This is a genomic window from Streptomyces sp. NPDC088400, assembly GCF_044753355.1.
GTDB lineage: Bacteria > Actinomycetota > Actinomycetes > Streptomycetales > Streptomycetaceae > Streptomyces.
The window spans coordinates 297,719-323,678 of the sequence record NZ_JBIVMZ010000006.1 but is presented as its reverse complement, the minus strand read 5'-3'; the positions used below and the strand labels follow the sequence as shown (position 1 = coordinate 323,678).

The window sequence follows — 25,960 nt, the reverse complement described above, 5'->3', positions numbered from 1 at the left end:
TGACCGGCACAGCTGACCGGACGGCTTCCTGGCCACCCGTAATCGACTGCCTGTGCGCACCGGACTGAGAAGAGTGAATCCGACCATAGGCTCGTAGCCCGATTAGCCCCTCCTCGTTACAGATATGCGGTCCGCGGTTGGGTCCGCGTATCAGTAACGAGGAGGAAAAATGATCAAGAAGGTCGTCGCTGCTGCGGCTATCACCGGTGGTCTGGTGCTCGCGGGTGCGGGCATGGCCGTCGCCGACGCGGGTGCCCAGGGTGCCGCCATCGGTTCTCCCGGCGTGCTCTCGGGCAACGTGGTCCAGGTTCCGGTCCACGTGCCGGTGAACGTGTGCGGCAACACCATCAACGTGATCGGGCTGCTGAACCCCGCCTTCGGCAACACCTGCGTCAACAGCTGACGTTGGAGCTCGGCCCGCGAGGGTCTGAGCCCGGCCGGCCCCGGAGTGCGCGCCATGCACTCCGGGGCCGCTGGGCATCCTGTCCCCGGCACCGAAGTCCGTGGGCAGTCCGGAAAGGCAGAAGGCAGGGATCGAAGCTATGAGACAGGTCACGCGAAAAGGCCTGATCACCGTGGCGGCCGCGGGCGGCGTGCTCGCGCTCAGCGGTGGTTACGCGCACGCGGACTCGGGAGCGAGTGCCACCGCGGCGAATTCTCCGGGCGTGCTGTCCGGGAACAACGTCCAGGTGCCGGTGCACGCCCCGGTCAATGTGTGCGGGAACACCGTCGATGTGGTCGGAGTGCTCAATCCGGCGTTCGGCAACAAGTGCGTCAACGCGTCGGGCACGGCGCGCCCCGGCCACGGCGGCGGTGCGCACTCCACACCTCCGGGCGGTGGCGCGCACGGCGGTTACGGCGGTGGCGCCGCCGACGGCGGCGGTTATGGCGGCGGAGCGCACACCGCACCGCCCGGCGGATCCCACGCCGGGGGCAGCGCGCACGGCTCACCCGGTGTCGGGTCCGGCAACGTGGTCGAGGTGCCGGTCGACGTGCCCGTGAACGTCTGCGGGAACAGCGTCGATGTCGTGGGCCTGCTCAACCCGACCTTCGGCAACGACTGCGAGAACGGGACACCCGGAACCCCGCCCGGCAAGCCGCAGCAGCCCGGTACTCCGGGAGAGCCCGGCAATCCCGGTAATCCCGGAGAGCCGGGCACACCCGGAACACCTGGTACGCCGGGCACACCCGGTACGCCGGGAACACCGGGCAAGCCGGGACACCCGTCCGACCGGACGGTCCCGCCCGCCTCGCACGCCGCGAACACTCCTGAGGCGCAGAACGTCGCGAGCCCCAAGGGCGCCGAGGAACTCGCTCAGACCGGTGCCGGTTCGCTCGGTACGGTGATCCCGGTGGGCGCCGGAATGCTGCTCGCGGGCAGCATCCTCTACCGCCGCGCCCGCTCCGCCGCGTAGTCGGACACACACGGAACGGGCCGGACGGGCCACACGGACAGGTCCGGTACGTACGGACAGGGGCGGGCCTCGCAGCAGCGGGGCCCGTTCCGCCGTATTCACCGTTCCGCCGTACTCACCAGGTGGCGCGCACTTGACGGATGATGCGCCGGCGCAGTCGCACCCTGCGGCTGCCGTCCCGGTGCAGGCTCAGGCGGTCCAATTCCCAGTGTCCGTACTCGGCGTGGTCGGTCAGCAGACGCGCCGCTTCCTTGCGGGAAACCCCGCGCGGCACGTACACGTCGACAAATTCGTATTCCGGCATCGCATCTATTGTGCGGGCAGAGCCCTGGTACGGATAGCGTCTGCACTATGTCTGATGCTGCGCAGCCCACCGCTGCCGAGGTACGCGCTGCCGCCGAGGCGGTCAAGGTAGCCCTGGACCGCCACCTCGCGGCGGTCGAACTCCGCACGGGTGAGGACGACCCGGCTGTCTCCGAAGCGTTCAACGCCCTCGCCGTCGCGGCCGAGGTCTACGACGAGCGGCTCTACAACCGGTACGACGAAGTCACCCCCTTCGAGATCCCGGACCCGGATGACTCACTGCCGCCGTACAACGGTCCCGAGGAGCCGAACGCCCTCAGCGTGCTGATCCGGCGCGACTACGCGGTGGTGGAACCGCAGCGGCTGCTCGCACAGGCACAGCGCATCGCCGATGTGGACCGGGACGCCGAGACCGGCGCCGTGGTCGGCAGCAGTGTGCACGCGGCCCTGGGAGTGCTCTTCGGGGAGTACGAACCGGACGAGATCGCCTCCAGGCACAAGGAGTTCGGGCTCGAAGAGGGCGACTCCACCCTCTGGGTCGCGGCGGCGGACGACCTCCCCGAACCGGGGGAGTGGCTGAGCACCCCCTTCGACCAGGCCGACCCCCAGCAGGTGGTCTGCCGCTTCGATGTCAGCGCGGTCTTCGACGAGGACGATCTCGACGCGGACCTGGACGATCTGGAGGAGCAGGACGCCTGACCCGCCCACCGCCCGTCCCGCCTTCCGGGTACGAGTCCGGTCCCGGACTCGTACCCGGCCCGTACGGGGTGTCGTACGGGCGGCCGCACCGGTCACCCAGGAGTCATCCGGCCGGGGCGCTGTCCGGGGCCAGCAGACCCTCCACGAGGGCTTGCAAGCGGGTTGTGCGCTCCTGGGACGGGATCTCGGCCACCGCGTGGGGAAGCGCCTGGTCGACGCCGTGGACCACGGACAGGTGCCGGTCGCCCCGGCTGAAGGCCGTATAGACCCAGGGCCGGCTCAGCCCCTGGGCGGCGTCGCCGGGGAGCACCACCACCGCCGCGGGCCACCGCATCCCCGCCGCCTGGTGCGCGGTGAGCGCCCAGCCGTGGCGCACGGCCGACTCGACCCGGTCCCTCGGCACGACGACCGGCGCTCCCTCACAGTCCAGCCGCAGGCCTTCGGCGTCCGCGGAGACCACGGAGCCCTGGAGCGTCCGGCCGGGCGAGGGGATGTACGCGATCCGGTCTCCGGGGTCGAAGCCGCCGAACCGCCCGGGTCCCGGATTGAGCCGCTCCTTGAGCGCCGCGTTGAGCGCGCGGGTGCCCGCCGAGCCGCCATGGCCGACGGTGATCACCTGCGTCTGTCCGGTGGCCGTCCCGAAGGCGCGCGGCACCGAGTCCGCGACCAGCTGCACCGTGCGGTGCACCGCCTCGCCCGCGTCCCGTACCGGAACGATCACGACTTCCCTGCCGGGCGCCTCCACCTGGTTCAGCTCGCCGATGCCGATCCCCGAGACCAGCTCACCGATCGGTCCCGGATCGGGTGTACGGGAAACGATCCGCGGGCACACCCGGGCGGCCAGCAGATCGGCGAACACCCGGCCCGCGCCCGCCGACCAGAGCACCCCGGGGTCACCGCTGAGCACCAGACGGCCGCTGTCCGGCAGCGACTCCACGATCATCGCCGCCGTCTCCACGTCCAGCTGCGGCGCGTCCAGCACGACGAGGAGGTCGAGTGCGAACATGCCGTCCGCGTCCCGCCCCGGGCCCTCCGTGCCGGCGAGCAGTCCGGCCACGGTGACCGCGTCCGATTCCGCGCCGGGACGCGAGGCCGACCGGGCGCGTCCGTTCTCGCTGTGGACCGCGACGGCCACGCGGATCCCGAGCGTACGGGCGGCCTCGGCCAGGGCGAGCGGCTCCGCGCGCGCGGCCTCACCGCCCGTGTGCAGGACGAGCCCATGGCCGGCGGCGGCGCGGATCAGCTCGGCGGCCGAGGGCGAGCCGGCCGCCGTCGCGGCTTCCTCCCAGGACGTCTCGGGGCCGGTCTTGACCAGCCGCGCGAGTCCGTCGGCCAGGCTCTCCTCGGCGAGGGCATACCGGTCGAGTCCCAGCAGCACCGGGCCCGTCGGCGCCCCGGCCGCGTCCCCGCCGTGTTCCGGGTCCTGCCCCGCCTCGCTCTCCTCCGTGTCCTCCGTGCCGTCCGTCCCCTCCGCGGCCTCCTCCGGGCCGTCCTGGAAGACGAGCACGGCGCCCTCCGCGACGGCGTGCTGCACCGCCTCGTCCGGATCCGGCACCGCGTGCCCGGCCAGCGCGGCGCGGACCGAAGCCGCCTCCAGCGCGGTGTGGCCCTGGAGGGCGGCACGCTCCAGCAGCCATCCGACGAGCGCGGCGGCCCTGCGCTCGTCGCCGGGGCCGCACTCCGCACCGAGCAGCGCCCGCGCGAATCCGTCGGCCTGCTCGGGCCGCACGCCGGGCACGGCGAGCAGCTGCCACGGGTCCTGGCGCAACGCGTGTGCGGCCTGCTCCCCGAGCACGCCCGTGACCTGCCCCGCCAGCGCCTCCGGTGCGCCGCCCTCGGCGAGCACGGCCCGCACCGCGGACACGGCCCCGGGCGGAGCGGTACGAGGGGCTGATGAGGGCGCTGACGCGGCCTGGCGAGGAGTGTGCGTGGGTGTCTGCGCCCGGTCCGGGGCGGCGGGTGCGGAGGCGGGCGCGGCGGGCGTGGGCCGGCTCACCAGGGCCGGGTCCACCGGTGCGCCGCTCTCCACGGCCCGTACGGCCGCGAGGAGATCGGCGGCCTGACCGCTCAGCTTGGCACCGGCGGCGATCGGCCCGGCCCTCTCCGCCTTGCGCTGCTCGATCCGCTCCCGCAACTCCCGCTGCGCGGCCATCTCGGCCTCGGCGTCGGACACTTCCGCAGCGGCGGCGGTCTCGTCGGTGCCCGTGGGCTCCGCGGCCTCGGTCGCCTCTCCCGCCTCGGATGCCTCGGTTGTCTCTGCCGTCTCTGCCGTCCCGCCGTCGGTCCCGGCATCCGCGGCCTGGGCGGACGCGTCAGCAGCACCCTCGCCACCCCCCTCGCCCTCGGCGGGCTCAGGCTCCCCGGAGTCGGTTTCCCGCTCGGACTCAAGCCCGGACTCGGGCTCCGACGCCGGGTCCGCGGGGTGCCGGCCCGTGTCGGCCGTCGGCTCGGCCTCCTCCATGGCGGCGGCGGTGTCGCGGTCCGTACTCACAGCGTGCTCCAGTCCTGGTCGGGGTAGCGGTGCACGGGCGCCGACACATCGTCGAGCGCCTGGCAGATCTCGTCAGGAAGACTAAGGCTCTCCACTGACAAAGCGGCCGTGAGCTGGTGCGCCGTGCGGGCGCCGATGATCGGCGCCACCACCCCCGGGCGGTCCCTGACCCAGGCCAGCGCCACCTCCAGAGGCGTCGTGGCGAGCCCCTCCGCGGCCGTCGCGACCGCGTCCACGATCCGGCTCGCCGCCTCGTCGAGGTAGGGCTCGACGAACGACGCCATATGGTCCGACGCACCGCGTGAGTCCGAGGGCGTGGTGTGCCGGTACTTGCCCGTGAGCACCCCGCGGCCGAGCGGTGACGAGGGCAGCAGCCCGACCCCCAGATCGATCGCGGCCGGCAACACCTCGCGCTCCACGCCGCGTTGCAGCAGTGAGTACTCCATCTGCGTACTGGCCAGCCGGGTCCGTATACCCGGCGCGGCCAGCTGCCAGGTGGCGGCCTTGGCCAGCTGCCAGCCGCAGTAGTTCGACACCCCCGCGTACCGGGCCCGGCCGCTGGTGACGGCGATGTCCAGCGCGTGGAGCGTCTCCTCCAGCGGCGTTCCGGTGTCGAAGGCGTGTATCTGCCACAGATCCACGTAATCCGTCCCGAGCCGCTCCAACGAGGCGTCGAGCGCCGCGAGCAGATGCCCGCGGGACCCGTCGAAGCGCCGGTACGGATCGGGCACACTGCCCGCCTTGGTCGCGATGATCAGGTCGCGGCGCGGTACGAGCCGTTCGACGAGCTGCCCGAGCAGATATTCGGCCTCGCCGCCGCCGTACACATCCGCGGTGTCGATCAGCGTTCCGCCCACCTCCCAGAATGTCTTCAACTGGTCGGCGGCGTCATGCTCGTCGGTGTCCCGTCCCCAGGTCAGGGTGCCGAGTCCGATTCGGGACACACGCAGGCCGGTACGGCCGAGATGCCTCTGCTCCATGGCTGCTGAGATTACTGGCCATGACCCCACGCGGAGAGAACCTGTGGACAACCCGCCCCTGACGGATGCCCGCGTCGCGCGCTAGAGTCGCCCGGCACAGGGACGTTACTCATCAGTAAGGGAGTGGTTATGCGGCTCGGCATCAACCTCGGGTACTGGGGCGCGGGGATGAACGGCGACAACCTCGCGGTCGCGCAGGAGGCCGACCGGCTCGGCTATGACGTCTGCTGGGTGGCCGAGGCGTACGGATCCGACGCCCCGACCGTGCTGAGCTGGGTCGCGGCGCAGACGGAGCGCATCGACATCGGCTCGGCGATCCTTCAGATCCCGGCCCGTCAGCCCTCGATGACCGCCATGACGGCGGCCACCCTCGACTCGCTCTCCGGCGGACGGTTCCGGCTCGGCCTCGGCGTCTCGGGACCGCAGGTCTCCGAGGGCTGGTACGGCGTGAAGTTCGACAAGCCCCTCGCCCGCACCCGGGAGTACGTCGAGATCGTCCGCAGGGCCATGTCCCGCGAGCGGCTGTCGTACGAGGGCGAGCACTGGACCCTGCCGTTGCCCGGCGGCCCCGGCAAACCGCTGAAGCTCACCGTGCACCCGGAGCGCGAGCGCATCCCGCTCTACATCGCCGCGATCGGGCCCAAGAACCTGGAGCAGACCGGCGAGATCGGCGACGGAGCGCTGCTGATCTTCCCCTCCGCGGACCACCTGGAGGACACGGCGATCAAGCATCTGCGCGCGGGACGCGAGAAGGCCGGCCTGACCATGGACGGCTTCGACGTGTGCCCCACCGTGCCGATCGCCCTCGGCGACGACATCAACGCCCTGGCCGATGTCTTCCGCCCGTACACCGCCCTCTACGTGGGCGGTATGGGCAGCCGCAAGCAGAACTTCTACAACCAGCTCGCGCAGCGCATGGGGTACGAGAAGGAGGCCGCCGAGATCCAGGACAAGTACCTCTCCGGCGACAAGGAGGGCGCCGCGGCGGCCGTCCCGCACGAGCTGATCGACTCGACGACGCTGCTCGGTCCGGTGGAGCGGATCGCCGACCGGATGCGGGCGTACGCCGCCGCGGGCGTCACGACGCTGACGCTCGCACCGGCCGGGTTCACGCTCGATGAGCGGATCGCCGCGCTGCGTGCCGGTACGGAGGCCCTGGAGCGCGCCGGCCTGGTGTCGTAGCCTCGCCGGTCGGCAGTTCCCCTGCTCCCGGCGTGGCTACGCCCGAATGGGCGATGCCCGGAGCCGGGCGTACGGGAGGGAAGTCTGCGGCCGTGGTGGGGGCTCGAGGGTCTTCCCCGCCACGGCCGTCGCATACGACAACGCGCCCTGACCCGCTCGGTTACGCGCCGGAGCCACCCTCGTGGTCCTTCATTCGGCTCAGTCTTTCGGCTCAGTCGAACGGCGCAGCTGTTGCCCGCCATCCCGCACCCCATTTGACTCGGTTTCTGCGGATGTCTGTATGGAGGTGGCAGTGATGCTCTCGGCTCGAAGCCTGTTCCAGGAAATCCTGGACGACGATCGGTCCTTCCAGCTCTTCTGCTCCATCGCGGCCAGCGGCGAGGCGCAGGGAGGCTGGGAGAACGGCCGCATCGCCGCCCTGGTGCCGGAGAGCATGCGGCACCTCGCCCCGAAGATCACCCGGCACGGCGCGGACGAAGACAAGCACGGGCGGATTTTCACCGCCCTCCTGAGGAAGCGCGGCCTCGAACCCGTACAGGTCCCGTGGGAGACCGACTACACCATGCTGCTGGAGCGCCGGGGCATCGGGCTCACCCATACGAAGCTGCGCCGTGAGGAACCGCTGAGCGAGGAGGACGTCGTCGTCTACCTCGCGCACAGCCGGATCACCGAGCAGCGGGCCGCCGACCAGATGGTGATGCTGGTCAGGTACTTCGGCGAGAACCCCGAGGTCGGCAAGGCCGTCAAGATCATCAGCGATGACGAGGACAACCATCTCGCCTACTGTCACGAGGAACTGCTGCGGCTCGCCCGCGAGGGGCATGGCCCGCTGATCCAGCGCACCCTGCGGCTCTGCGCTCTTTCCGAGATCCAGATCTACCGCCAGGTCGGCCTGGCGGTGATGGAGCGGATGGGGCGGCTCCTGGGCTGGCCCGCGCCCAAGGCCGCGGCGCTCGCGGCGGGGATCAACGGCGTGTACGCGTACGAGCGGGTGACCGGCTGGCGCCGGATGGTCAGCCTGACGATGCCGGAGCGACGCGACGCCCTCGGCGGCCCGGCCACCCCGGCCCCGGTTCTCTGACCCGGCAACACCGGATCCGGTTCTCTGACCCGGTCACCCCGGCCCCGGTTCTCCGACCTGGCCACCCAGGCCCCGGTCGCCTCGCCTCCGGAGCGCTCAGAGCCAGCCTCGCCGCTTGAACATCCGGTGCAGTCCGAAGACCGCGACCACCATGAACCCCAGCACCGCGGGATACGCCCACACATACCCGAGCTCCGGCATGTGCTCGAAGTTCATCCCGTAGATCCCCGCGACCAGCGTGGGAACGGCGGCCATGGCCGCCCACGCCGAGATCTTCCGCATGTCGTCGTTCTGCCGCACCCCCATCTGCGCGAGATGCGCCGCGAGGATGTCGGAGAGCAGCCGGTCCAGCCCCTCCACCTGTTCGTTGGCGTGCAGCAGGTGGTCGTTGACGTCCCGGAAGAACGGCTGCGAGTGATCATGGACGAACGGCACGCCCGCGCCCGCCAGCCGGGCCATCGGCGCCGCCAGCGGCACGCTGGCCCGGCGGAACTCCAGTACCTGCCGCTTGAAGTTGTAGATCAGCTCCGCGGTCGGTTTCGCGGTCGCCGAGAAGCGGGACGACGGTGCCCCGTTGTCGTCCCCGCTCGGCGCGAAGACCTCCGCCTCCAACTCCTCCAGGTCGACCTGGAGTTCCCCGGCCACCTCGATGTAGTGGTCCACGATCTCGTCGCTGACGGCGTACAGCACCGCGGTGGGGCCGTGCTTGAGCACCTCGGGCTCCGATTCGAGCCGCTGCCGTACGGCGGCGAGCGGGGCGCCCTCGCCGTGCCGGACCGTCACCACGAAGGAATCGCCTATGAAGACCATCAGCTCACCGGTGGAGACGGTGTCGCTCTCGGGCTCGTACTCCACCGGTTTGAGGACCACGAACAGCGAGTCGTCGTAGATCTCCAGCTTGGGCCGCTGATGGGCGGTGAGCGCGTCCTCCACGGCCAGCGGATGCAGCCCGAACTCGCTGCTCACCAGGCCGAACTCCTTCTCGGTCGGCTCGTGCAGCCCGATCCACAGGAACGCGTCCCCCTCGGCGCGCGCCTCGTCCAGGGCGTCGGAGAAATCGGCGGGCCCGTCGGTGCGGCGTCCGTCGCGGTAGATGGCGCAGTCCACGATCACGGCGGGCATTCTGCCCGTTCCGGGGCGTCGTACGCACCTCTCGCGGTCGACCGGAGTACAGGCCTCCGATCCGCGTGCGGGCTGCTGACCGGTGTGCGGACCGCCGGCCGGGCCGGATCGCCGGCCGTCCGCCGGATGTCCGGGTGACGACCCGATCGAGGACCGGTGCGCCGGACAGGGCCTACGCTGGCGGGCATGGCCACGTTGATCCTCGTACGTCATGGACGGTCCACCGCCAACACGGCGGGGCTGCTCGCGGGCTGGACGCCGGGCGTCTCCCTCGACGAGCGCGGCGCCGCCCAGGCGGCCGCGCTGCCCGGAAGGCTGGCCGGCGTGCCGCTCGCCGCCGTCGTCACCAGCCCGCTCCAGCGCTGCCGGGAGACCCTCCAGCCGCTGCTGGACGCCCGGCCGGGGCTGGAGCCGCAGACCGACGAACGGATCGGCGAGTGCCACTACGGCGACTGGTCGGGCCGCAAGCTCGCCGAGCTGGCCGACGAGCCGCTGATGACGGTCGTGCAGCAGCACCCCTCCGCCGCCGCCTTCCCCGGCGGTGAGTCGCTGCGCGCCATGCAGGCGCGTGCCGTGGACGCCGTACGGGAGTGGAACGCGCGCGTGGAGGAGGAGCACGGCGAGGACGCCGTCTTCCTGATGTGCTCGCACGGGGACATCATCAAGGCGCTCGTGGCGGATGCCCTCGGAATGCATCTGGATCTTTTTCAGCGGATCCATGTGGACCCGTGCTCGGTGACGGCCGTCCGGTACACCCCGTTGCGCCCGTTTCTGGTACGGCTCGGCGACACGGGCGACCTCGGCGGACTCGCGCCGCGCGAGAACACCAGCGGTGGCAGCGGTGTTGTGGGCGGCGGCGCGGGAGCACCGTGATCGCTCAGCGCAGTAGGGTGGACGCGCCGTCCGAGTGATCCAAGGTCTCTACCCGGCCTCCGGTTCCCGGTACGCCTCATTCCGTGTCCGCCGATTTCCAAGGGAGACAGGACGTGTCCCGTCAGGTGTTCCTCTACGACCCTCCGGACCGCTTCGTGGCCGGGACGGTCGGGCTGCCTGGGCGCCGTACGTTCTTCCTGCAGGCTTCCGCCTCGGGGCGCGTCACCAGCGTCGCCCTGGAGAAGACCCAGGTGGCAGCGCTCGCCGAGCGGATCGATGAACTGCTCGACGAGGTCGTACGCCGTACCGGCGGCAACGCCCCCGTACCGGCCATGGCGCCCTCCGAGATCTCCGACTCCGCCCCTCTCGACGCACCCGTCGAGGAGGAGTTCCGGGTCGGCACGATGGCGCTGGCCTGGGACGGGGACGAGCAGCGCATGATCGTCGAGGCGCAGGCTCTGGTCGAGCTGGACGCCGATACCGACGAGGATCTGGCCGAGGCCGAGGAGCGGCTGCTCCAGGACGAGGAGAACGGTCCGCCGATGCTCCGCGTACGGCTGACCGGATCCCAGGCCAGGGCCTTCGCCAAGCGCGCGCTGGACGTGGTCAACGCGGGCCGGCCGCCATGCCCGTTGTGCAGCCTGCCGCTCGACCCGGAAGGACACGTATGCCCGCGCCAGAACGGATACCGCCGCGACGCGTGACCTCGCCGGAGAGCCTGGTCGCGACCGAAGCGGAGAGCGGGGTTCCGCCCCAGCCGGAGCGTGCGAAGTCCCCGGACGGTGTGACCGCGATCGATCTGCTCGCCAAGGGGGAGCTGACGGTCCTCGGCCGGATCACCGGCGCTTCCAACGCGGCGCTGTACTGCTCCGTCTCGTACGAGGGCCGCGAGGCGCACTGCGTCTACAAGCCCGTCGCGGGGGAGCAGCCCCTGTGGGACTTTCCCGACGGGACGCTCGCGCAGCGCGAGGTGGCCGCCTACGAGGTCTCCGAGGCGACCGGCTGGGCGCTGGTGCCACCGACCGTGCTGCGGGAGGGCCCGTACGGCGAGGGCATGTGCCAGCTGTGGATCGAGGCGGAGGCCGAAGAGGACGACGGCTCGGGAGCGGGCCGGCTGCTCGCCCTGGTCGAGGACGAGGAGCCGGGCGAGGGCTGGAAGGCGATCGGATTCGCCGAGGTCGGCGAGGGGAAGACGGCGCTGCTGGTGCACGCCGACGACGAACGGCTGCGGCGGCTCGCCGTGCTCGACGCGGTGATCAACAACGGTGACCGCAAGGGCGGCCATCTGCTGCCCGCGCCCGGGGGACGGCTGTACGCCATCGACCACGGCGTCACCTTCAACGTGGACGACAAGCTGCGCACCCTGCTCTGGGGCTGGGCGGGCGAACGCCTGACCGCCGAGGTGCTGGAGGTACTCGCCCGGCTGGAGGACGGCCTGGCCCGGTCGGCGCCGCTCGCCACCCGGCTGGCCGAACTCATCACGGCGGCCGAGACCGACGCCGTGCGGGCCCGGGTCCGTGAGCTGCGGCGTACGGGCCGCCACCCGCAGCCCTCGGGGCAGTGGCCGGCCATTCCCTGGCCACCAGTGTGAGGACTGCCGGGCCACGGGTGTGAGGGCTGCCGGGCTGTCGGTATGGGGGCGCCGGGAGAGTTCGGAGCCAGGCCTTCGGGACCCTGTAAGCAGCTCGCGGCCGCTCGCGCAAGAGGGCCCAACCGGCCAGGACCGCCCCTCCGGTTGTTATCCGGAAGCTGCATCCGGTTACGCTCATGACATGCATGCCTGGCCCGCTTCCGAGGTCCCCGCCCTGCCTGGCAAGGGCCGCGACCTCAGGATTCACGACACCTCGACCGATGGCCGCGTCACCCTCGCGCCTGGTCCCGTCGCCCGTATCTACGTCTGCGGCATCACTCCGTACGACGCGACCCACATGGGTCACGCGGCGACCTACAACGCGTTCGACCTCGTTCAGCGCGTGTGGCTCGACACGAAGCGGCAGGTTCACTACGTCCAGAACGTGACCGATGTCGACGATCCGTTGCTGGAACGGGCGCAGCGCGACGGAGAGGACTGGACCGGGCTCGCGGAGCGCGAGACGGCGCTCTTCCGGGAGGACATGACCGCGCTGCGGATGCTGCCGCCCCAGCACTACATCGGCGCCGTCGAGTCGATACCGGGCATCGTGCCGCTGGTGGAGCGGCTGCGCGAGGCCGGGGCCGCGTACGACCTCGAAGGCGACGTCTACTTCTCCGTGGCGGCCGATCCGCACTTCGGCGAGGTCTCCCGTCTCGACACGGAAGCCATGCGGCTGCTCTCGGCGGAGCGCGGCGGTGACCCCGACCGCCCCGGCAAGAAGAACCCGCTCGACCCGATCCTGTGGCTGGCCGCCCGTCCGGGCGAGCCGAGTTGGGACGGGGGCACCCTGGGCCGCGGCAGGCCCGGCTGGCACATCGAGTGCGTGGCCATCGCCCTCGACCACCTCGGCATGGGCTTCGACGTCCAGGGCGGCGGCAGCGATCTGGCCTTCCCGCACCACGAGATGGGCGCCTCGCACGCCCAGGCGCTGACCGGTGAACACCCGTTCGCCAAGGCCTACGTGCACGCCGGCATGGTCGGTCTCGACGGCGAGAAGATGTCCAAGTCCAAGGGCAATCTCGTCTTCGTGTCGACGCTGCGCCGCGACGGCGTGGACCCGGCGGCGATCCGCCTCGCCCTGCTCGCGCACCACTACCGCTCCGACTGGGAGTGGACGGACCAGGTGCTCCAGGACGCGGTGGACCGGCTGGGCCGCTGGCGTGCGGCGGTGTCGCGGCCCGACGGTCCGTCGGCCGAGGCGCTGGTCGAGGAGATCCGCGAGGCACTGGCCGACGACCTGGACGCGCCGACGGCGCTCGTGGCCGTCGACCGCTGGGCCGCGCTCCAGGGCTCCACCGGCGGTACGGACGAGGGGGCGCCCGGCGTCGTCTCGCGCGCGGTCGACGCGCTGCTGGGCGTCGCGCTCTAGACACGACCCAGGAGTTCCGTGCCCGCATCGCTCCGGCGGTGCGGGCACGAACCGTCTCTCGCCCACGATCGCGCGGTGGCGGACCGGATCGTCGGCGGTACGCACCGCGCACCCGGCGGTTACCGGACGGGCTGTGCTCTGTGATTCGGCCAAACACCGTGCGGCGGCAGCCCATGTGATGGGGTGTGAGCGTCTGTAGATCATTCGTCGGAAGGACGCCCATGACGCAACGTTCCTTCGCACGCAGGAGATTGATCGGCGCGGCGGCAGCCGTCGGCGGCGCGGCGCTCCTCGCCCCGCTCGGCGGTACGGCCGCCGCGGCGCAGCCCACCGGGAGCCCGTGGCCCGCCGGTTTCCCGCTGCCCGACGGCTTCCGGCCCGAGGGCATCACCATCGGCTCGGAGCCGTACGCCTATGTCGGGTCGATAGCCCACGGCGCCGTGCTCCGCGTGAGTCTCGCCACCGGACGCGGCCGGATCGTCGTCCCCGGGCTCGGTCCGGACCATCCCGTCATCGGGCTGAAGACCGACTCCCGGGGCCGGCTGTTCCTCTGTGGTGGCGTGAGCCGCGAGATCCGGATCGCCGACGTGCGCACCGGCCGGATCACGAAGACCTTCACCGTGGGCACGGATCGCACGATGGTCAACGATGTGATCCTGACGCCAGGCGCCGCCTGGTTCACCGACTCGTTCCATCCGCAGCTCTACAGGCTGGCGCTGGGCCGCGACGGTGAGCCGGGCGACGAGGTCACCACCCTGCCGCTGAGCGGGGACTGGGCCCAGGGACCGGCCCTCACCGCGAACGGCATCACGCCCACACCGGACGGCCGGGCGCTGCTCGTGGTCAACAGCTTCGTGAACGGCGGCGGGTTGATGCGGGTCGATCCGGACACGGGCGTCGCGCGTGCGGTGGATCTCGGTCCGACCCGGCTGCCGAACGGCGACGGTCTGCTGCTTCTCGGCCGGACCCTCCATGCCGTACAGAACCGGCAGAACGCCATCGACGTACTGGAACTCGACGACGCGGGCACGCGGGGCACCGCGATCACCCGGATCACCGCGCCGGATCGCTTCCGGGTCCCGACGACGGCAGCGGTCTGGCAGGACCGTATCTATCTGCCCAACGCCCGCTTCGATGTGGCGCAGCCGACGCCGGAGACGGACTACGACGTCGTGTCGGTCGAGCGTGTGCGGGACGCCGGAGCCTGACCGGCTGGTACGTACGGCTGGTACGGGAGCTCTGGTACGGGAGCGGGGCGGCGCCCGACGGCGTCGCCCCGCTCAACCTTCCGGTTCCCGCGCTCTGTTGAGCGGGCCTCACTCAGTCTTCCCGGTCCGGCCTTGGCCTCAGTGCGGCCTTGGCCTCAGTCCTCGGACGAATCGTCCTTGCCGTCCCTACCGGCATCGGAGTCCGGCTTCGCGTCCTTGCCCGGTGCGACATCCTTGCCCGGCGCGGCGTCTGTGCCCCGCCCGGCGTCCCTGTCCGTATCCGTATCGGCGTCCTCGTCCGGACCGGAGCCCTTGCCCTTGTCCGGGCCGGTCTCCGTACCCGTTTCCGTGTCCGCCTCCGGACCGCCGCGCGGTGGCTTCTGCGGACGGGCCCGGCCACCCGGCGCGTCGCGCAGGAACGACGAACTGTCACCGCTCTCCGTGGCATGGCTGCCCGCGCCTCCGGGGCCACCCGGTCCTCCCGGCGCCTGGCCGGGACCGCCGTCACGCCGCCGCAGATACCGCTCGAACTCCCGGGCGATGGCCTCGCCGGACGCCTCGGGAAGCTCCGCGGTGTCCCGCGCCTCCTCCAGCGACTGGACGTACTCCGCCACCTCGGTGTCCTCGGCGGCCAGTTGATCCACCCCCAGCTGCCATGCCCGTGCGTCCTCCGCCAGTTCACCCTGCGGGATGCGGAGGCCGATGAGGTCCTCCAGGCGGTTGAGCAGCGCCAGCGTCGCCTTCGGGTTGGGCGGCTGCGACACGTAGTGCGGTACGGCGGCCCACAGGCTCACCGCCGGTACGCCCGCGTGCGTGCACGCCTCCTGGAGGATGCCGACGATGCCGGTCGGGCCCTCGTACCGCGTCTCCTCCAGGTCCATCGTCCTGGCCAGGTCCGTGTCCGAGGTGACCCCGCTGACCGGCACCGGCCGGGTGTGCGGGGTGTCGCCGAGCAGCGCGCCCAGGATGACCACCATCTCCACGCCCAGTTCATGGGCGAAGCCCAGCAACTCGTTGCAGAACGACCGCCAGCGCATGGACGGCTCGATACCGCGGACCAGCACCAGGTCACGGGGTTTCTCCCCGCCCACCCGCACCACGGAGAGCCGGGTGGTCGGCCAGGTGATCTTCCGCGCGCCGCCGTCCAGGTAGACCGTGGGCCGGTTGACCTGGAAGTCGTAGTAGTCCTCGGCGTCGAGCGCCGCGAACACCTCGCCCTTCCACTCCCGGTCCAGATGCGCCACCGCTGTGGAGGCCGCGTCGCCCGCGTCGTTCCAGCCCTCGAACGCGGCCACCATGACCGGGTCGATCAGCTCGGGAACCCCCTCGAGCTCGATCACCCAGTGCCTCCTTCCGAAGTTCCCTCTCGTACGGACCAACCTTACGGCTTTACCTCTGCCCGTCCGCAGCCCCGTGCACGCTCGGGTGAACTTCGTCGTACGGGCGCATGGGTCGGGCGGTCGCTGGAGATTTACTCCAGCGCTCAACAGATTGCTCCACCGATTCATCCGAGCTGTGGTCCTGGCCCCTCGCGGGGCGCAGCCGGAAATCTCGTCCCGACCCTGGACGGTCGGGCGTGCCCACCGCTATACATCGGATGACCGAAGAGGTCCGATGTTCTTCTTCACGGGAGCGTGCATGAGCCAGACCGTCACGGGGTTCGAGGTCCACGACATCCGCTTCCCGACCTCGGAACAGCTCGACGGCTCCGACGCCATGAACCCCGACCCCGACTACTCGGCGGCCTATGTGGTCCTGCGTACCGACGACGGCACCGAGGGGCACGGCTTCTGCTTCACCATCGGGCGCGGGAACGAGGTCACCGCCGCCGCCATCGAGGCGCTGCGCCCGTACGTCCTCGGTCGCCCGGCCCCGCACGACGCGGCCTCTCTCGCCGCGCTCTCCACCGAACTCACCCACGACTCGCAACTGCGCTGGCTCGGCCCGGAGAAGGGCGTGACGCACATGGCGGCGGGCGCCGTGATCAACGCGGCCTGGGACCTGGCGGCCAAGGCCGCGGCCAAGCCCGTCTGGGAGTTCCTCGCCACGATGACGCCCGAAGAACTCGTCTCGCTGGTCGACTTCCGCTATCTGACCGACGCCCTCACCCCGGACGAGGCCCTGGCCATCCTGCGCGCCGCGGAGCCGGGGCGTGCCGAGCGGACCGCCCGGCTCCGGGCCGAGGGCTACCCCGCGTACACCACCTCACCGGGCTGGCTCGGCTACTCCGACACCAAACTGGTCGCGCTGGCCGAACAGGCGGTCGCCGACGGTTTCGAGCAGATCAAGCTCAAGGTCGGCGGCGATCTCGCGGACGACGTACGGCGGATGAAGCTGGCGCGCGCCGCCGTCGGCCCCGGCGTCCGGATCGCCGTCGACGCCAACCAGCGCTGGGACGTGCCCGAGGCGCTGCGCCGGATGTCCGCGCTCGCCCCCTACACACCGCACTGGATCGAGGAGCCGACCAGCCCCGACGACATCCTCGGGCACGCGGCCGTACGGGCGGGCCAGCCGGTCAAGGTGGCCACCGGCGAACATGCCGCCAACCGGGTCGTCTTCAAGCAGCTGCTCCAGGCCGAAGCCGTCGACTACGTCCAGATCGACGCGGCCCGGGTCGCCGGAGTCAACGAGAACCTGGCGATCCTGCTGCTCGCGGCCAAGTTCGGGGTCCCCGTCTGCCCGCACGCGGGCGGCGTCGGACTCTGCGAACTGGTGCAACACCTCTCGATGTTCGACTACATCGCCGTCTCCGGCAGCCAGGACGACCGGGTCATCGAGTACGTCGACCATCTCCACGAGCACTTCGCCGACCCCGTGGTGATCACCTCCGGGCGCTACCGGCCGCCCGTCGCCCCGGGCTTCTCCGCCCGGATGCTCCCCGCGTCGATCGCCGCACACCGCTACCCGGAGGGGCCCGTCTGGCAGGCCCGCCGTACCACCGACCCGGCCCGGACCGAAGCTCAGGAGGCAGACGCATGACGGCCGTACGCGACTTCGAGGGGCTCGGCGCCCTGGTGACCGGCGGCGCCTCCGGTATCGGGGCGGCCGTCGCGAGACTGCTGCTGGAGCGGGGCGCCCGGGTCGCCGTACTGGACCGGGAGTGCGCCGGAGCACCCGCCGGGGCGCTCGCGCTCGCGGCCGACGTCACCGACGACACGGCGGTACGGGAGGCGGTGGACGCGGCGGCGGCGGAGTTCGGCGCGCTGCACACGGTCGTCTCCAACGCGGGCATCGGCGCCATCGGCACCGTCGCGGACAACACCGACGAGGAGTGGCGGCGCGTCCTCGACGTCAACGTCCTCGGCATGGTCCGTACCGCCCGCCACGCGCTGCCCCATCTGCGCCGCTCGGCCGTCGACCGGCCCGGCCTCGTCTCGGTCACCCACACCTGCTCCATCGCCGCCACCGCGGGGCTCCCGCAGCGGGCCCTCTACAGCGCCAGCAAGGGCGCGGTCCTGTCGCTGACCCTGGCGATGGCCGCCGACCATGTCCGTGAGGGCATCCGCGTCAACTGCGTCAACCCCGGTACGGCCGACACCCCCTGGGTCGGCCGGCTGCTCGACCAGGCGGAGGACCCGGTGGCCGAACGGGCCGCTCTCGAAGCCCGCCAGCCCATGGGACGGCTGGTCGGCGCGGACGAGGTCGCCGCGGCCGTCGTCCATCTGGCGAGCCCCGCCTCCGCCGCCGTCACGGGCACGGCGTTCGCCGTCGACGGTGGAATGCAGGGGCTGCGCCTGCGCCCCGCCACCTGAGCCGCCGACACCTCCTGGACCTGAGCCGTAGACACCCCTGGACCTGAGCCGCAGACACCCCCTAGGGACCAAGGACGGGACATCCATGCCACGACACACCGTGGGGCGTTCCCCACTTCACGGACCGCGTCCGACGCTTCGCCGCCTGCGTACGGCGAGCGCCTCGGCCTGCGCCGTACTCCTGGCCGTCACGGCCCTGGCGGGCTGCAACCGCGACCAGGGGAGCGGCGCCGCGGGCGGCGGGAAGGTCGGTATCGATCTGCCGCGCAGCGACAGCGACTTCTGGAACTCCTACCAGGGGTATGTGGAGAAGGGCGTCACGGCGGACGGCATCGACGCGCTCCCGCTGACCAACTCGCAGAACGACATCGGGAAGCTCGTCTCCAACGTCCAGGTCTTCACCGACCAGGGCGCCAAGGCCGTCGTCATGGCTCCGCAGGACACCGGGGCGATCGCCGAGACGCTCCGGACGCTGAGCGAGAGGAAGATCCCCGTCGTCAGCGTGGACACCCGGCCCGACACGGGCGACGTCTACATGGTCGTACGGGCCGACAACCGCGCGTACGGCGAACAGGCCTGCCGGTACCTGGGCGAGCAGTTGAAGGGCAAGGGCAAGGTCGCCGAGTTCCAGGGGGACCTCTCCTCCATCAACGGGCGTGACCGCTCAGAGGCGTTCAAGTCGTGCATGCACCGGAAGTACCCCGGCATCAGGGTCTTCGAGCTGGCCACCGACTGGAAGGGCGATGTGGCCTCGGCCAAGCTCCAGTCGACGCTCGCCGCCCATCCCGACATCAACGGTATCTACATGCAGGCGGGCGGGGTCTTCCTCCAGCCGACCCTGGCCCTGCTGGAGCAGAAGAAACTGCTCAAGGCGGCCGGCACGCCGGGACACATCACGATCGTCTCCAACGACGGCATCCCGGAGGAACTGGACGCCATCCGCGCGGGAAAGATCGACGCCACCGTCTCCCAGCCGGCCGACCTCTACGCCAAGTACGCGCTGTACTGGGCCGAACGGGCACTGGAGGGCAAGGCTCCGAAGGCGGGGCCGACCGATCACGGCTCCACGGTCATCAAGATCCCGAACGGCTTCGAGGACCAGCTTCCCGCGCCCCTGGTGACCAGGGAGAACGTGGACGACCAGAAGCTGTGGGCCAACCAGCTGGAGAAGAAGAGCTAGCCATGGAGCCGAGGGAGCGGGAGGCGCGGGAAGTACAGGAGACACAGAAGACACGGGAAGCACCGGCCGCCGTGCACGCGGAAGGCATCGTCAAACGCTTCGGCCCCACCGTCGCCCTCGACGGAGTCCGGCTCACGGTCCGCCCCGGCGAGTCCCACGCGCTCGTAGGACGCAACGGCGCGGGCAAGTCCACCCTGGTCGGTGTGGTCACGGGGTTGCACAGGCCCGACGCGGGACGGGTCACCTTCGGTGGCGAGCCCGCGCCGGCCTTCGGAGACACCACGGCCTGGCAGTCCAAGGTCGCCTGTGTCTACCAGAAGTCGATGGTCGTCCCGGATCTGACCGTCGCCGAGAACCTGTTCCTCAACAACTACGGTCTGTCCGGGGCCGGTTCCGGCAAGGGCCGCCGGTTCATCAGCTGGCGGGGGCTGCGCGGGCGCGCGCGGGAGCTCCTCGCGGAGTACGGAGTCGAGGTCGACCCGGACACCCGCGCGAAGGATCTCCCCGTGGAACAGCGGCAGTTCGTGGAGATCGCGCGGGCGCTCTCCTTCGGAGCCCGGCTGATCATCCTGGACGAGCCCACGGCGCAGCTCGACGCGCGCGGTATCCAGCGGCTCTTCGGCAAGCTCCGTGAACTGCGCGGCCAGGGAGTGGCGTTCCTCTTCATCTCCCACCACCTCCAGGAGGTGTACGAGCTGTGCACCGCCGTCACCGTCTACCGCGACGCCCGCCACGTGCTGACCGCGCCGGTCGCCGAGCTGTCCAAGTCGGACCTGGTGACGGCGATGACCGGCGAGTCCGCCGGTAAGACCGCGGCCTGGCACGCCGTACGCGCCACGGGTGTACGGGACCCCCTACCGGATCCGGTGCTGGAGGTCGAAGGGCTGGCGCTGGACGGGGAGTTCGAGCCGCTCGACCTCGCCGTACGCCCCGGCGAGGTGCTCGGCGTGGCCGGGGCCGCGGCCAGCGGCAACACCGCGCTCGGTGAGACCCTCGCCGGTATGCGCGCCGCGACCTCGGGACGGATCGCCGTGTACGGGCGCCCGGTCAGACCCGGCAGCGTCCCGGACGCGCTGGACGCGGGCATCGGCTACATCCCCGAGGACCGGCACCGCCAGGGGCTGATCCCGGACCGCAGCGTCGCGGAGAACGCCACGCTCACGGTCGCCGGCCGGCTCGGCCCCTGGGGGACCGTACTGCCGTCCCGTACGCGGGAGTTCGCCCGGTCCATGATCGCCTCCCTCGACATCAAGACCACGGGTCCCGAGCAGCCGGTCTCGGGCCTCTCGGGCGGAAATCAGCAGAAGGTCGTCGTCGCCCGCGCGCTCGCCCGCGCGCCCCATGTGCTGGTCGCCCTGCGGCCCACCGCCGGTGTCGACGTCCGGTCGAAGGACTCGCTGCTCGGCGTGGTGCGCCGGGTGGCGGACGAGGGCGGCGCGGCCGTGATCGTCTCGGACGAACTGGACGATCTGCGGGTCTGCGACCGGGTGCTCGCGCTGTTCCACGGGCGCGTGGTGGCCACATTCGGCAGTGGGTGGACCGACCGGGAACTGGTCGCCGCCATGGAAGGTGTGGGGGAGCGGGAATGACCGGGACCGTACGTCAGCCGGTGGCCGACGACATCAGGAGCGCGAGCCCGCCGGCCCGGCTCCGGTTCATCCGGTGGAGCGACTTCTCGCTCGTACCGGTGATCCTGGTGCTGATGGTGATCGGCTTCATCGTCTCGCCGGTCTTCCTCACCGCCGGCAATCTGATCAGCGTCGTCCAGCAATCCTCGGAGCTGAGCCTGCTCGTGCTCGGCCAGGCGCTGATCCTGATCTGCGGGCGGATGGACCTGTCGCTGGAGTCGACGATCGGCATCGCGCCGGTCGTCGCCATGTGGCTGGTGCTGCCCGCGGAGGGCGGCCGCTTCGCCGGGCTCGGTCTGCTGCCGGTCTGGACGGCCGTACCCGCCTGCCTGCTGGTCGGTATGGCCGTCGGCGGGGTCAACGGTTTCCTGATGCTCAAGCTGCGGGTCAACGGCTTCATCGCCACCCTCGGCATGCTGACCATGCTGCGCGGTCTCCATATCGGCATCACCGAGGGCAAGTCGATCACCGATGTCCCGGAGTCCTTCCGGTACCTGGGCAAGACCGACTGGCTGGGCGCCCCGGCCGCCGTCTGGATCTGCCTGGCGCTGTTCGCCCTCGGCGGTGCGGCGCTGGCCTGGCTGCGGCACGGGCGCGCGCTGTACGCCATCGGCGGCAACCCGGAGGCGGCGCGCGCCGCCGGGATCAGGGTGGACCGGATCACCTGGATCGTCCTCGCGACCGGCGGCCTGCTGGCGGCGTTCGCGGGCATTCTCTACACCGGCCACTACGGCTCGGTCGCGGCCACCCAGGGCAATGGCTGGATCTTCCAGGTCTTCGCCGCGGCCGTCATCGGAGGCATCAGCCTCAAGGGCGGGCGCGGCACGCTCTTCGGGGCGCTGACCGGGGTGCTGACCCTTCAACTGGTGGTCAACGTGATGACGCTCGGGGGCGTACCGGCGCTCTGGAACCAGTTCCTCAACGGCGCGATCATCATCGTCGCGCTGGTCATCTCGCGCTTCGCGAGCGGTGAGAAGCAGGACTGACGCTGGTGCGAAAGCCCGGGAGGCCGTGGCTCAGAGCGCCGCGGTTCAGAGTGTCGATCTGAGCCACATCTCCACGCTCGCGATGTGCACGGTCGCCCAGGACCTGGCCGCCTCGGCGTCCCGGTCGCGGAGCGCCGACAGGATCGCCCGGTGCTCGTGGAGCGTACGGCTGACCGCGTCCTCCTGGGTCAGCCCGCGCCAGACCCGGGCCCGGGTGGTCGGTCCGGAGAGCCCGTCCAGGAGCGAGCAGAGCACCGAGTTGCCCGACGCCCGCACGATGCCGCGGTGGAACTCCAGGTCGGCGGCCACCAGCTGTTCCACCGAGGGCGCGGGGCCGAGGGCATCCAACTGGGCGCTCAGCGTGTCCAGTTCGTCCTCGCTGATCCGGACGCTCGCCATCGCCGTGGCGGCCGGCTCCAGGATCCGCCGTACGGCCAGGAACTCCAGCACGGTGTCGTCCCGGTGGAAGTCCACGACGAAGCTGAGCGCCTCCAGCAGCAGTTGGGGATCGAGGCTGGTGACATACGTGCCGTCGCCCTGCCGTACATCGAGGATGCGGATGAGGGACAGCGCCCGTACCGCCTCGCGCAGGGAGTTGCGGGACAGCCCCAGCTCGGCGGCGAGCTCGCTCTCCTTGGGGAGCCGATCGCCCGGACGCAGCGCGCCGGAGACGATCATTCCTTTGATCCTCTCGATGGCCTCGTCGGTGACAGCCATGGGCGACCTCCATACATCCGATGTATCGGCCCCCATTATGCGTCGAGTGGGAATACGGAAGAGGGGCGCTCCCCGAAGGAAGCGCCCCTCACTCACGTGCCCGTGCCGTCAGTCGCGCTTCTTCAGCAGGTCCTCGACCTGGGAGCGGACCTCGTCCGTGGCCAGACCGCGGATCGTGAGCGTCGTACGGCGGCGCAGTACGTCGTCCACCGTCTCGGCCCACTCGTGGTCACGGGCGTAGACGGCCTGTGCCCAGATCTCCGGCGCGTCCGGGTGGATACGCTCGGCCAGCTCCGGGCGCTCGTTCGCCAGCCGCACGATGTCGAAGGCGAGCGAGCCGTAGTGGGTGGCGAGATGCCGGGCGGTGTCCCCCGCCATGGAGGGGCCCTCGCCGCCGCCGTCGATCAGCAGCCGGTGGGCGACCGCGTTCGGGCTGGCGATGCCGGGCAGCGGAAGCTTCTTCGGCAGCCGCGCGACCGGCTCCATGCCCTGGCCGAGCGGGTGCCCCGGCAGGGACTCCAGCTTGGCCAGCACCGTTCGGCCGATGTGCCGGAACGTCGTCCACTTGCCGCCGGCGACGGACAGCATGCCGCCCCGGCCCTCCGTCACGACCGTCTCGCGCTTGGCCTTGGAGGTGTCGCCGGGCCCGCCGGGCAGCACCCGCAGCCCCGCGAAGGAGTAGGTGATCAGATCGCGGGTCAGCTGCTGGTCCCGTACCGAGAACGCCGCCTCGTCCAGGATCTGGTGGGTGTCCTTCTCGTTGACCGAGACGTCCGCGGGGTCGCCCTCGTACGCCTCGTCCGTCGTCCCGAGCAGCAGCATGTCCTCCCAGGGGAGGGCGAAGGTGATGCGGTACTTGTCTATGGGGGTCGCGAGCGCCGCCTTCCAGGGGGCGGTGCGCTTGAGGACCAGGTGCGCGCCCTTGGAGAGCCGGATGGAGGGCGCGGCGTCCGGGTTCTCCATCTTCCGCAGGTGGTCGACCCAGGGACCGGTGGCGTTGAGGACCAGCCGCGCGTTGACGCCGAACTCCGTACCGTCCGTACGGTCCTTGAGCTCCGCGCCCGTCACCCGGCCCTGGGTGAAGCGCAGTCCGGTGACCGAGGCGTGGTTGAGGACGGTCGCCCCGGAGTCGACCGCCGCGCGGACGGTCATCAGCGCCATCCGCGCGTCGTTCATCTGGTCGTCGCCGTAGACGGCCACGGCCTTGAGGTTGTCCGTACGCAGCGCGGGCACGGACTGGCGCGCCTTGGCCGGGCTGATCACATGGCCGACACCGTCACCGAACGCGGAGAGCGCGGAGTAGGCGAAGACGCCCGCGCCGAGCTTGGTCGCGCCGTGCGGGCCGCCCTTGTACACCGGCAGGTAGAACGTCAGCGGATTGGCCAGGTGCGGTGCCACCTGCCGGGACACCGCACGCCGCTCGAAGTGGTTCTCCGCCACCAGCTTCACCGCGCCGGTCTGGAGGTAGCGCAGACCGCCGTGGAGCAGCTTGGAGGAGGCGGACGAGGTCGCGCCGGCGAAGTCGCCGCCGTCCACGAGGGCCACCCGCAGTCCCGACTGGGAGGCATGCCAGGCGGTGGAGATGCCCAGGATGCCGCCGCCGATCACCAGGAGGTCGTACGTCGCGTTGGACAGCTGTTCCCGGGTCTCGGCACGGCTCGGCAGGGAACCGCCGGCCGGGTGCGTCCCCAGGGCGGGGACACTCTGCAGGGTGCTCATGTTGTACTCCTCTTCAGCTCTCTCCGGCTGATCCGCCGGCCGGCTGTTGGTTGGTTCAGCTGTCGTCGTCGACGTCGAGCCAGCCCATGGTCCGCTCGACGGCCTTCAGCCAGTTCTTGTACTCACGGGCGCGGGTGTCCGCGTCCATCCGGGGCGTCCACTCGGCGGCCCTGCGCCAGTTGGCGCGCAGTGCGTCGGTGTCCGGCCAGAAGCCCACGGCCAGACCAGCGGCGTAGGCGGCTCCGAGGCAGGTGGTCTCGGCGACCATCGGGCGCACCACCGGTGCGTCGAGGACGTCCGAGAGCGTCTGCATCAGCAGATTGTTGGAGGTCATTCCGCCGTCGACCTTGAGCGAGGTCAGCTCGACACCGGAGTCCTTGGTCATGGCGTCACTGATCTCGCGCGTCTGCCAGGCCGTGGCCTCCAGGACGGCGCGCGCGATGTGCGCCTTGGTGACATAGCCGGTCAGGCCGGCGATCACCCCACGGGCGTCGGGGCGCCAGTGCGGCGCGAAGAGCCCGGAGAACGCGGGTACGAAGTACGCGCCGCCGTTGTCCTCGACCGAGGACGCCAGGGTCTCGATCTCGGCCGCGGACTTGATCAGGCCCATCTGGTCGCGCATCCACTGCACCAGCGAACCGGTGACGGCGATGGAGCCCTCCAGGGCGTACACCGCCGGCTGGTCGCCGATGCGGTAGCCGACGGTGGTCAGCAGGCCGTTGTAGGAGTTGACGGGCTTGCCGGCGGTGTTCATCAGCATGAACGTGCCGGTGCCGTACGTCGACTTGGCCTCGCCCTCGGCGAAACAGGTCTGGCCGAACAGCGCGGCCTGCTGGTCGCCCAGCGCCGAGGCGACCGGAATCCCGTCCAGGACACCGCCCTTGGCGGTCCCGTACACCTCGGCGGAGGAGCGGATCTCCGGCAGCATCGCGGCCGGTACCTCCATCGAGGCGAGGATCTTAGCGTCCCACTGAAGGGTGTGCAGGCTCATCAGCATCGTGCGGGAGGCGTTGGTGACGTCCGTGACGTGCACACCGCCGTCGGTACCGCCGGTCAGATTCCAGATGACCCAGGAATCCATGGTGCCGAAGAGGATGTCGCCGCGCTCGGCGCGTTCGCGCAGGCCCTTGACGTTGTCCAGCAGCCAGCGGGCCTTGGGGCCGGCGAAGTAGCTCGCCAGCGGCAGGCCGGTCTCGCGGCGGAAGCGGTCCTGGCCGACATTGCGGCCGAGTTCGCGACAGAGCGCGTCGGTACGGGTGTCCTGCCAGACGATGGCGTTGTGGACCGGTTCACCGGTGTTCTTGTCCCAGAGCAGGGTGGTCTCGCGCTGGTTGGTGATGCCGATCGCCTTGACGTCGGCGGAGGTGATGCCGGCCTTCTCGATGGCGCGGGCCACGACCTCCTGGACGTTCGTCCAGATCTCGGTGGCGTCGTGTTCCACCCAGCCCGGCTTGGGGAAGATCTGCTCGTGTTCCTTCTGGTCGACGGAGACGATCCGGCCGTCGCGGTCGAAGACGATGCAGCGGCTTGAGGTGGTGCCCTGGTCGATCGCCGCGATGAACGGTCCCGAGCCGTGGGAGGAGGTGCCGGTGGATGTGGTGTCGCTCACGGTGTCTGCTCCT

At 71.1% G+C, this 25,960-nt stretch carries 23 protein-coding genes; 15 read left to right on the top strand and 8 right to left on the bottom strand.

Annotated elements, in window-relative coordinates; all coding sequences use genetic code 11:
- Positions 1 to 169: 169 nt before the first annotated feature.
- Both chpH and ACIQD6_RS17910 read left to right on the top strand, forming a co-directional pair.
- Positions 170 to 403 carry a chaplin ChpH gene (gene chpH, locus ACIQD6_RS17915; protein WP_401883555.1) on the top strand — a complete coding sequence of 78 codons (234 nt, stop codon included), beginning with the start codon at positions 170 to 172 and terminating at the stop codon, positions 401 to 403.
- A 139-nt stretch (positions 404 to 542) separates the two neighbouring features.
- Positions 543 to 1,415, top strand: a complete 873-nt coding sequence (locus ACIQD6_RS17910; protein ID WP_401883553.1) for a chaplin — start codon at positions 543 to 545, stop codon at positions 1,413 to 1,415.
- A 115-nt stretch (positions 1,416 to 1,530) separates the two neighbouring features.
- Here the strand turns inward: ACIQD6_RS17910 and ACIQD6_RS17905 are convergent, their stop codons facing one another.
- On the bottom strand, positions 1,531 to 1,719 hold the full coding sequence (locus ACIQD6_RS17905) for a DUF5703 family protein (RefSeq protein WP_030354641.1): 189 nt from the start codon (positions 1,717 to 1,719) through the stop codon (positions 1,531 to 1,533).
- Positions 1,720 to 1,766: 47 nt separating this feature from the next.
- On the opposite strand from ACIQD6_RS17905, the gene ACIQD6_RS17900 reads away from it, so the two are divergent.
- A complete protein-coding gene (locus ACIQD6_RS17900) occupies positions 1,767 to 2,417 on the top strand; it encodes a hypothetical protein (RefSeq protein ID WP_401883551.1) in 651 nt (216 codons plus the stop codon).
- A gap of 103 nt (positions 2,418 to 2,520) precedes the next feature.
- On the opposite strand, the gene ACIQD6_RS17895 is transcribed toward ACIQD6_RS17900, so the two are convergent.
- Both ACIQD6_RS17895 and ACIQD6_RS17890 read right to left on the bottom strand, forming a co-directional pair.
- Positions 2,521 to 4,878, bottom strand: a complete 2,358-nt coding sequence (locus tag ACIQD6_RS17895) for a helix-hairpin-helix domain-containing protein (RefSeq protein WP_401883801.1) — start codon at positions 4,876 to 4,878, stop codon at positions 2,521 to 2,523.
- 26 nt (positions 4,879 to 4,904) lie between these two features.
- Positions 4,905 to 5,888, bottom strand: a complete 984-nt coding sequence (locus tag ACIQD6_RS17890) for an aldo/keto reductase (RefSeq protein WP_401883550.1) — start codon at positions 5,886 to 5,888, stop codon at positions 4,905 to 4,907.
- A 129-nt stretch (positions 5,889 to 6,017) separates the two neighbouring features.
- On the opposite strand from ACIQD6_RS17890, the gene ACIQD6_RS17885 reads away from it, so the two are divergent.
- Both ACIQD6_RS17885 and ACIQD6_RS17880 read left to right on the top strand, forming a co-directional pair.
- The gene (locus tag ACIQD6_RS17885) at positions 6,018 to 7,070 is read left to right on the top strand and encodes an LLM class F420-dependent oxidoreductase (RefSeq protein ID WP_401883548.1); all 1,053 of its coding nucleotides are present in this window, start codon (positions 6,018 to 6,020) and stop codon (positions 7,068 to 7,070) included.
- Positions 7,071 to 7,365: 295 nt separating this feature from the next.
- Positions 7,366 to 8,151, top strand: coding sequence for a ferritin-like domain-containing protein (locus ACIQD6_RS17880; RefSeq protein WP_401883546.1), 786 nt, complete (start codon positions 7,366 to 7,368; stop codon positions 8,149 to 8,151).
- 96 nt (positions 8,152 to 8,247) lie between these two features.
- Here ACIQD6_RS17880 and ACIQD6_RS17875 read toward each other — a convergent pair whose 3' ends face one another.
- On the bottom strand, positions 8,248 to 9,273 hold the full coding sequence (locus ACIQD6_RS17875) for a magnesium and cobalt transport protein CorA (protein ID WP_401883544.1): 1,026 nt from the start codon (positions 9,271 to 9,273) through the stop codon (positions 8,248 to 8,250).
- 186 nt (positions 9,274 to 9,459) lie between these two features.
- Between ACIQD6_RS17875 and ACIQD6_RS17870 the strand changes: the two genes are divergently transcribed.
- From ACIQD6_RS17870 to ACIQD6_RS17850, 5 genes are all read left to right on the top strand, one after another.
- Positions 9,460 to 10,146, top strand: a complete 687-nt coding sequence (locus ACIQD6_RS17870) for a histidine phosphatase family protein (protein ID WP_401883542.1) — start codon at positions 9,460 to 9,462, stop codon at positions 10,144 to 10,146.
- A 113-nt stretch (positions 10,147 to 10,259) separates the two neighbouring features.
- The gene (locus tag ACIQD6_RS17865) at positions 10,260 to 10,850 is read left to right on the top strand and encodes a DUF3090 domain-containing protein (RefSeq protein ID WP_401883540.1); all 591 of its coding nucleotides are present in this window, start codon (positions 10,260 to 10,262) and stop codon (positions 10,848 to 10,850) included.
- Positions 10,814 to 11,737 (top strand): SCO1664 family protein, encoded by a 924-nt coding sequence (locus ACIQD6_RS17860; protein WP_401883539.1) that lies wholly within the window; start codon positions 10,814 to 10,816, stop codon positions 11,735 to 11,737. The genes ACIQD6_RS17865 and ACIQD6_RS17860 overlap by 37 nt, the downstream gene beginning before the upstream one ends.
- A 181-nt stretch (positions 11,738 to 11,918) precedes the next feature.
- Positions 11,919 to 13,148 carry a cysteine--1-D-myo-inosityl 2-amino-2-deoxy-alpha-D-glucopyranoside ligase gene (gene mshC, locus ACIQD6_RS17855; protein ID WP_401883537.1) on the top strand — a complete coding sequence of 410 codons (1,230 nt, stop codon included), beginning with the start codon at positions 11,919 to 11,921 and terminating at the stop codon, positions 13,146 to 13,148.
- A gap of 221 nt (positions 13,149 to 13,369) precedes the next feature.
- A complete protein-coding gene (locus ACIQD6_RS17850) occupies positions 13,370 to 14,356 on the top strand; it encodes a superoxide dismutase (RefSeq protein ID WP_401883535.1) in 987 nt (328 codons plus the stop codon).
- 155 nt (positions 14,357 to 14,511) lie between these two features.
- Here ACIQD6_RS17850 and ACIQD6_RS17845 read toward each other — a convergent pair whose 3' ends face one another.
- On the bottom strand, positions 14,512 to 15,696 hold the full coding sequence (locus ACIQD6_RS17845; RefSeq protein WP_401883533.1) for a PAC2 family protein: 1,185 nt from the start codon (positions 15,694 to 15,696) through the stop codon (positions 14,512 to 14,514).
- Between the two features lie 298 nt (positions 15,697 to 15,994).
- Between ACIQD6_RS17845 and ACIQD6_RS17840 the strand changes: the two genes are divergently transcribed.
- The 5 genes from ACIQD6_RS17840 (at position 15,995) to ACIQD6_RS17820 (ending at position 21,902) form a co-directional block, all read left to right on the top strand.
- Positions 15,995 to 17,335 (top strand): enolase C-terminal domain-like protein, encoded by a 1,341-nt coding sequence (locus tag ACIQD6_RS17840; RefSeq protein ID WP_401883531.1) that lies wholly within the window; start codon positions 15,995 to 15,997, stop codon positions 17,333 to 17,335.
- Positions 17,332 to 18,108, top strand: coding sequence for an SDR family NAD(P)-dependent oxidoreductase (locus tag ACIQD6_RS17835; RefSeq protein ID WP_401883530.1), 777 nt, complete (start codon positions 17,332 to 17,334; stop codon positions 18,106 to 18,108). The genes ACIQD6_RS17840 and ACIQD6_RS17835 overlap by 4 nt, the downstream gene beginning before the upstream one ends.
- A gap of 85 nt (positions 18,109 to 18,193) precedes the next feature.
- On the top strand, positions 18,194 to 19,288 hold the full coding sequence (locus ACIQD6_RS17830; RefSeq protein WP_401883528.1) for a sugar ABC transporter substrate-binding protein: 1,095 nt from the start codon (positions 18,194 to 18,196) through the stop codon (positions 19,286 to 19,288).
- Positions 19,289 to 19,290: 2 nt separating this feature from the next.
- Positions 19,291 to 20,877: a sugar ABC transporter ATP-binding protein gene (locus ACIQD6_RS17825; RefSeq protein ID WP_401883526.1), complete on the top strand. Its 1,587-nt coding sequence runs from the start codon at positions 19,291 to 19,293 to the stop codon at positions 20,875 to 20,877.
- Positions 20,874 to 21,902 (top strand): ABC transporter permease, encoded by a 1,029-nt coding sequence (locus ACIQD6_RS17820; RefSeq protein ID WP_401883524.1) that lies wholly within the window; start codon positions 20,874 to 20,876, stop codon positions 21,900 to 21,902. Before ACIQD6_RS17825 ends, ACIQD6_RS17820 begins: the two co-directional genes overlap by 4 nt.
- A 45-nt stretch (positions 21,903 to 21,947) precedes the next feature.
- Here the strand turns inward: ACIQD6_RS17820 and ACIQD6_RS17815 are convergent, their stop codons facing one another.
- The 3 genes from ACIQD6_RS17815 to glpK form a co-directional block, all read right to left on the bottom strand.
- Positions 21,948 to 22,619, bottom strand: coding sequence for a FadR/GntR family transcriptional regulator (locus ACIQD6_RS17815; protein WP_401883522.1), 672 nt, complete (start codon positions 22,617 to 22,619; stop codon positions 21,948 to 21,950).
- A 108-nt stretch (positions 22,620 to 22,727) separates the two neighbouring features.
- Entirely contained in the window at positions 22,728 to 24,338 is a 1,611-nt protein-coding gene (locus ACIQD6_RS17810; RefSeq protein ID WP_401883520.1) for an FAD-dependent oxidoreductase, read from the bottom strand.
- Positions 24,339 to 24,393: 55 nt separating this feature from the next.
- Positions 24,394 to 25,947, bottom strand: coding sequence for a glycerol kinase GlpK (gene glpK, locus ACIQD6_RS17805; protein ID WP_401883518.1), 1,554 nt, complete (start codon positions 25,945 to 25,947; stop codon positions 24,394 to 24,396).
- Between the last annotated feature and the right edge of the window lie 13 nt (positions 25,948 to 25,960).

Excerpts from the sequence above, each read along its gene's own strand:
- ACIQD6_RS17910 (WP_401883553.1), top strand. The coding sequence starts at position 543 with ATGAGACAGGTCACGCGAAAAGGCCTGATCACCGTGGCGGCCGCGGGC.
- ACIQD6_RS17895 (WP_401883801.1), bottom strand. The coding sequence starts at position 4,878 with ATGGAGGAGGCCGAGCCGACGGCCGACACGGGCCGGCACCCCGCGGAC.
- ACIQD6_RS17850 (WP_401883535.1), top strand. The coding sequence starts at position 13,370 with ATGACGCAACGTTCCTTCGCACGCAGGAGATTGATCGGCGCGGCGGCA.
- ACIQD6_RS17875 (WP_401883544.1), bottom strand. The coding sequence starts at position 9,273 with ATGCCCGCCGTGATCGTGGACTGCGCCATCTACCGCGACGGACGCCGC.
- ACIQD6_RS17835 (WP_401883530.1), top strand. The coding sequence starts at position 17,332 with ATGACGGCCGTACGCGACTTCGAGGGGCTCGGCGCCCTGGTGACCGGC.
- ACIQD6_RS17840 (WP_401883531.1), top strand. The coding sequence starts at position 15,995 with ATGAGCCAGACCGTCACGGGGTTCGAGGTCCACGACATCCGCTTCCCG.
- ACIQD6_RS17905 (WP_030354641.1), bottom strand. The coding sequence starts at position 1,719 with ATGCCGGAATACGAATTTGTCGACGTGTACGTGCCGCGCGGGGTTTCC.
- ACIQD6_RS17870 (WP_401883542.1), top strand. The coding sequence starts at position 9,460 with ATGGCCACGTTGATCCTCGTACGTCATGGACGGTCCACCGCCAACACG.
- ACIQD6_RS17885 (WP_401883548.1), top strand. The coding sequence starts at position 6,018 with ATGCGGCTCGGCATCAACCTCGGGTACTGGGGCGCGGGGATGAACGGC.
- ACIQD6_RS17880 (WP_401883546.1), top strand. The coding sequence starts at position 7,366 with ATGCTCTCGGCTCGAAGCCTGTTCCAGGAAATCCTGGACGACGATCGG.
- ACIQD6_RS17815 (WP_401883522.1), bottom strand. The coding sequence starts at position 22,619 with ATGGCTGTCACCGACGAGGCCATCGAGAGGATCAAAGGAATGATCGTC.
- ACIQD6_RS17825 (WP_401883526.1), top strand. The coding sequence starts at position 19,291 with ATGGAGCCGAGGGAGCGGGAGGCGCGGGAAGTACAGGAGACACAGAAG.
- chpH (WP_401883555.1), top strand. The coding sequence starts at position 170 with ATGATCAAGAAGGTCGTCGCTGCTGCGGCTATCACCGGTGGTCTGGTG.
- mshC (WP_401883537.1), top strand. The coding sequence starts at position 11,919 with ATGCATGCCTGGCCCGCTTCCGAGGTCCCCGCCCTGCCTGGCAAGGGC.
- ACIQD6_RS17900 (WP_401883551.1), top strand. The coding sequence starts at position 1,767 with ATGTCTGATGCTGCGCAGCCCACCGCTGCCGAGGTACGCGCTGCCGCC.
- ACIQD6_RS17860 (WP_401883539.1), top strand. The coding sequence starts at position 10,814 with ATGCCCGCGCCAGAACGGATACCGCCGCGACGCGTGACCTCGCCGGAG.
- ACIQD6_RS17820 (WP_401883524.1), top strand. The coding sequence starts at position 20,874 with ATGACCGGGACCGTACGTCAGCCGGTGGCCGACGACATCAGGAGCGCG.
- ACIQD6_RS17830 (WP_401883528.1), top strand. The coding sequence starts at position 18,194 with ATGCCACGACACACCGTGGGGCGTTCCCCACTTCACGGACCGCGTCCG.
- ACIQD6_RS17890 (WP_401883550.1), bottom strand. The coding sequence starts at position 5,888 with ATGGAGCAGAGGCATCTCGGCCGTACCGGCCTGCGTGTGTCCCGAATC.
- ACIQD6_RS17810 (WP_401883520.1), bottom strand. The coding sequence starts at position 24,338 with ATGAGCACCCTGCAGAGTGTCCCCGCCCTGGGGACGCACCCGGCCGGC.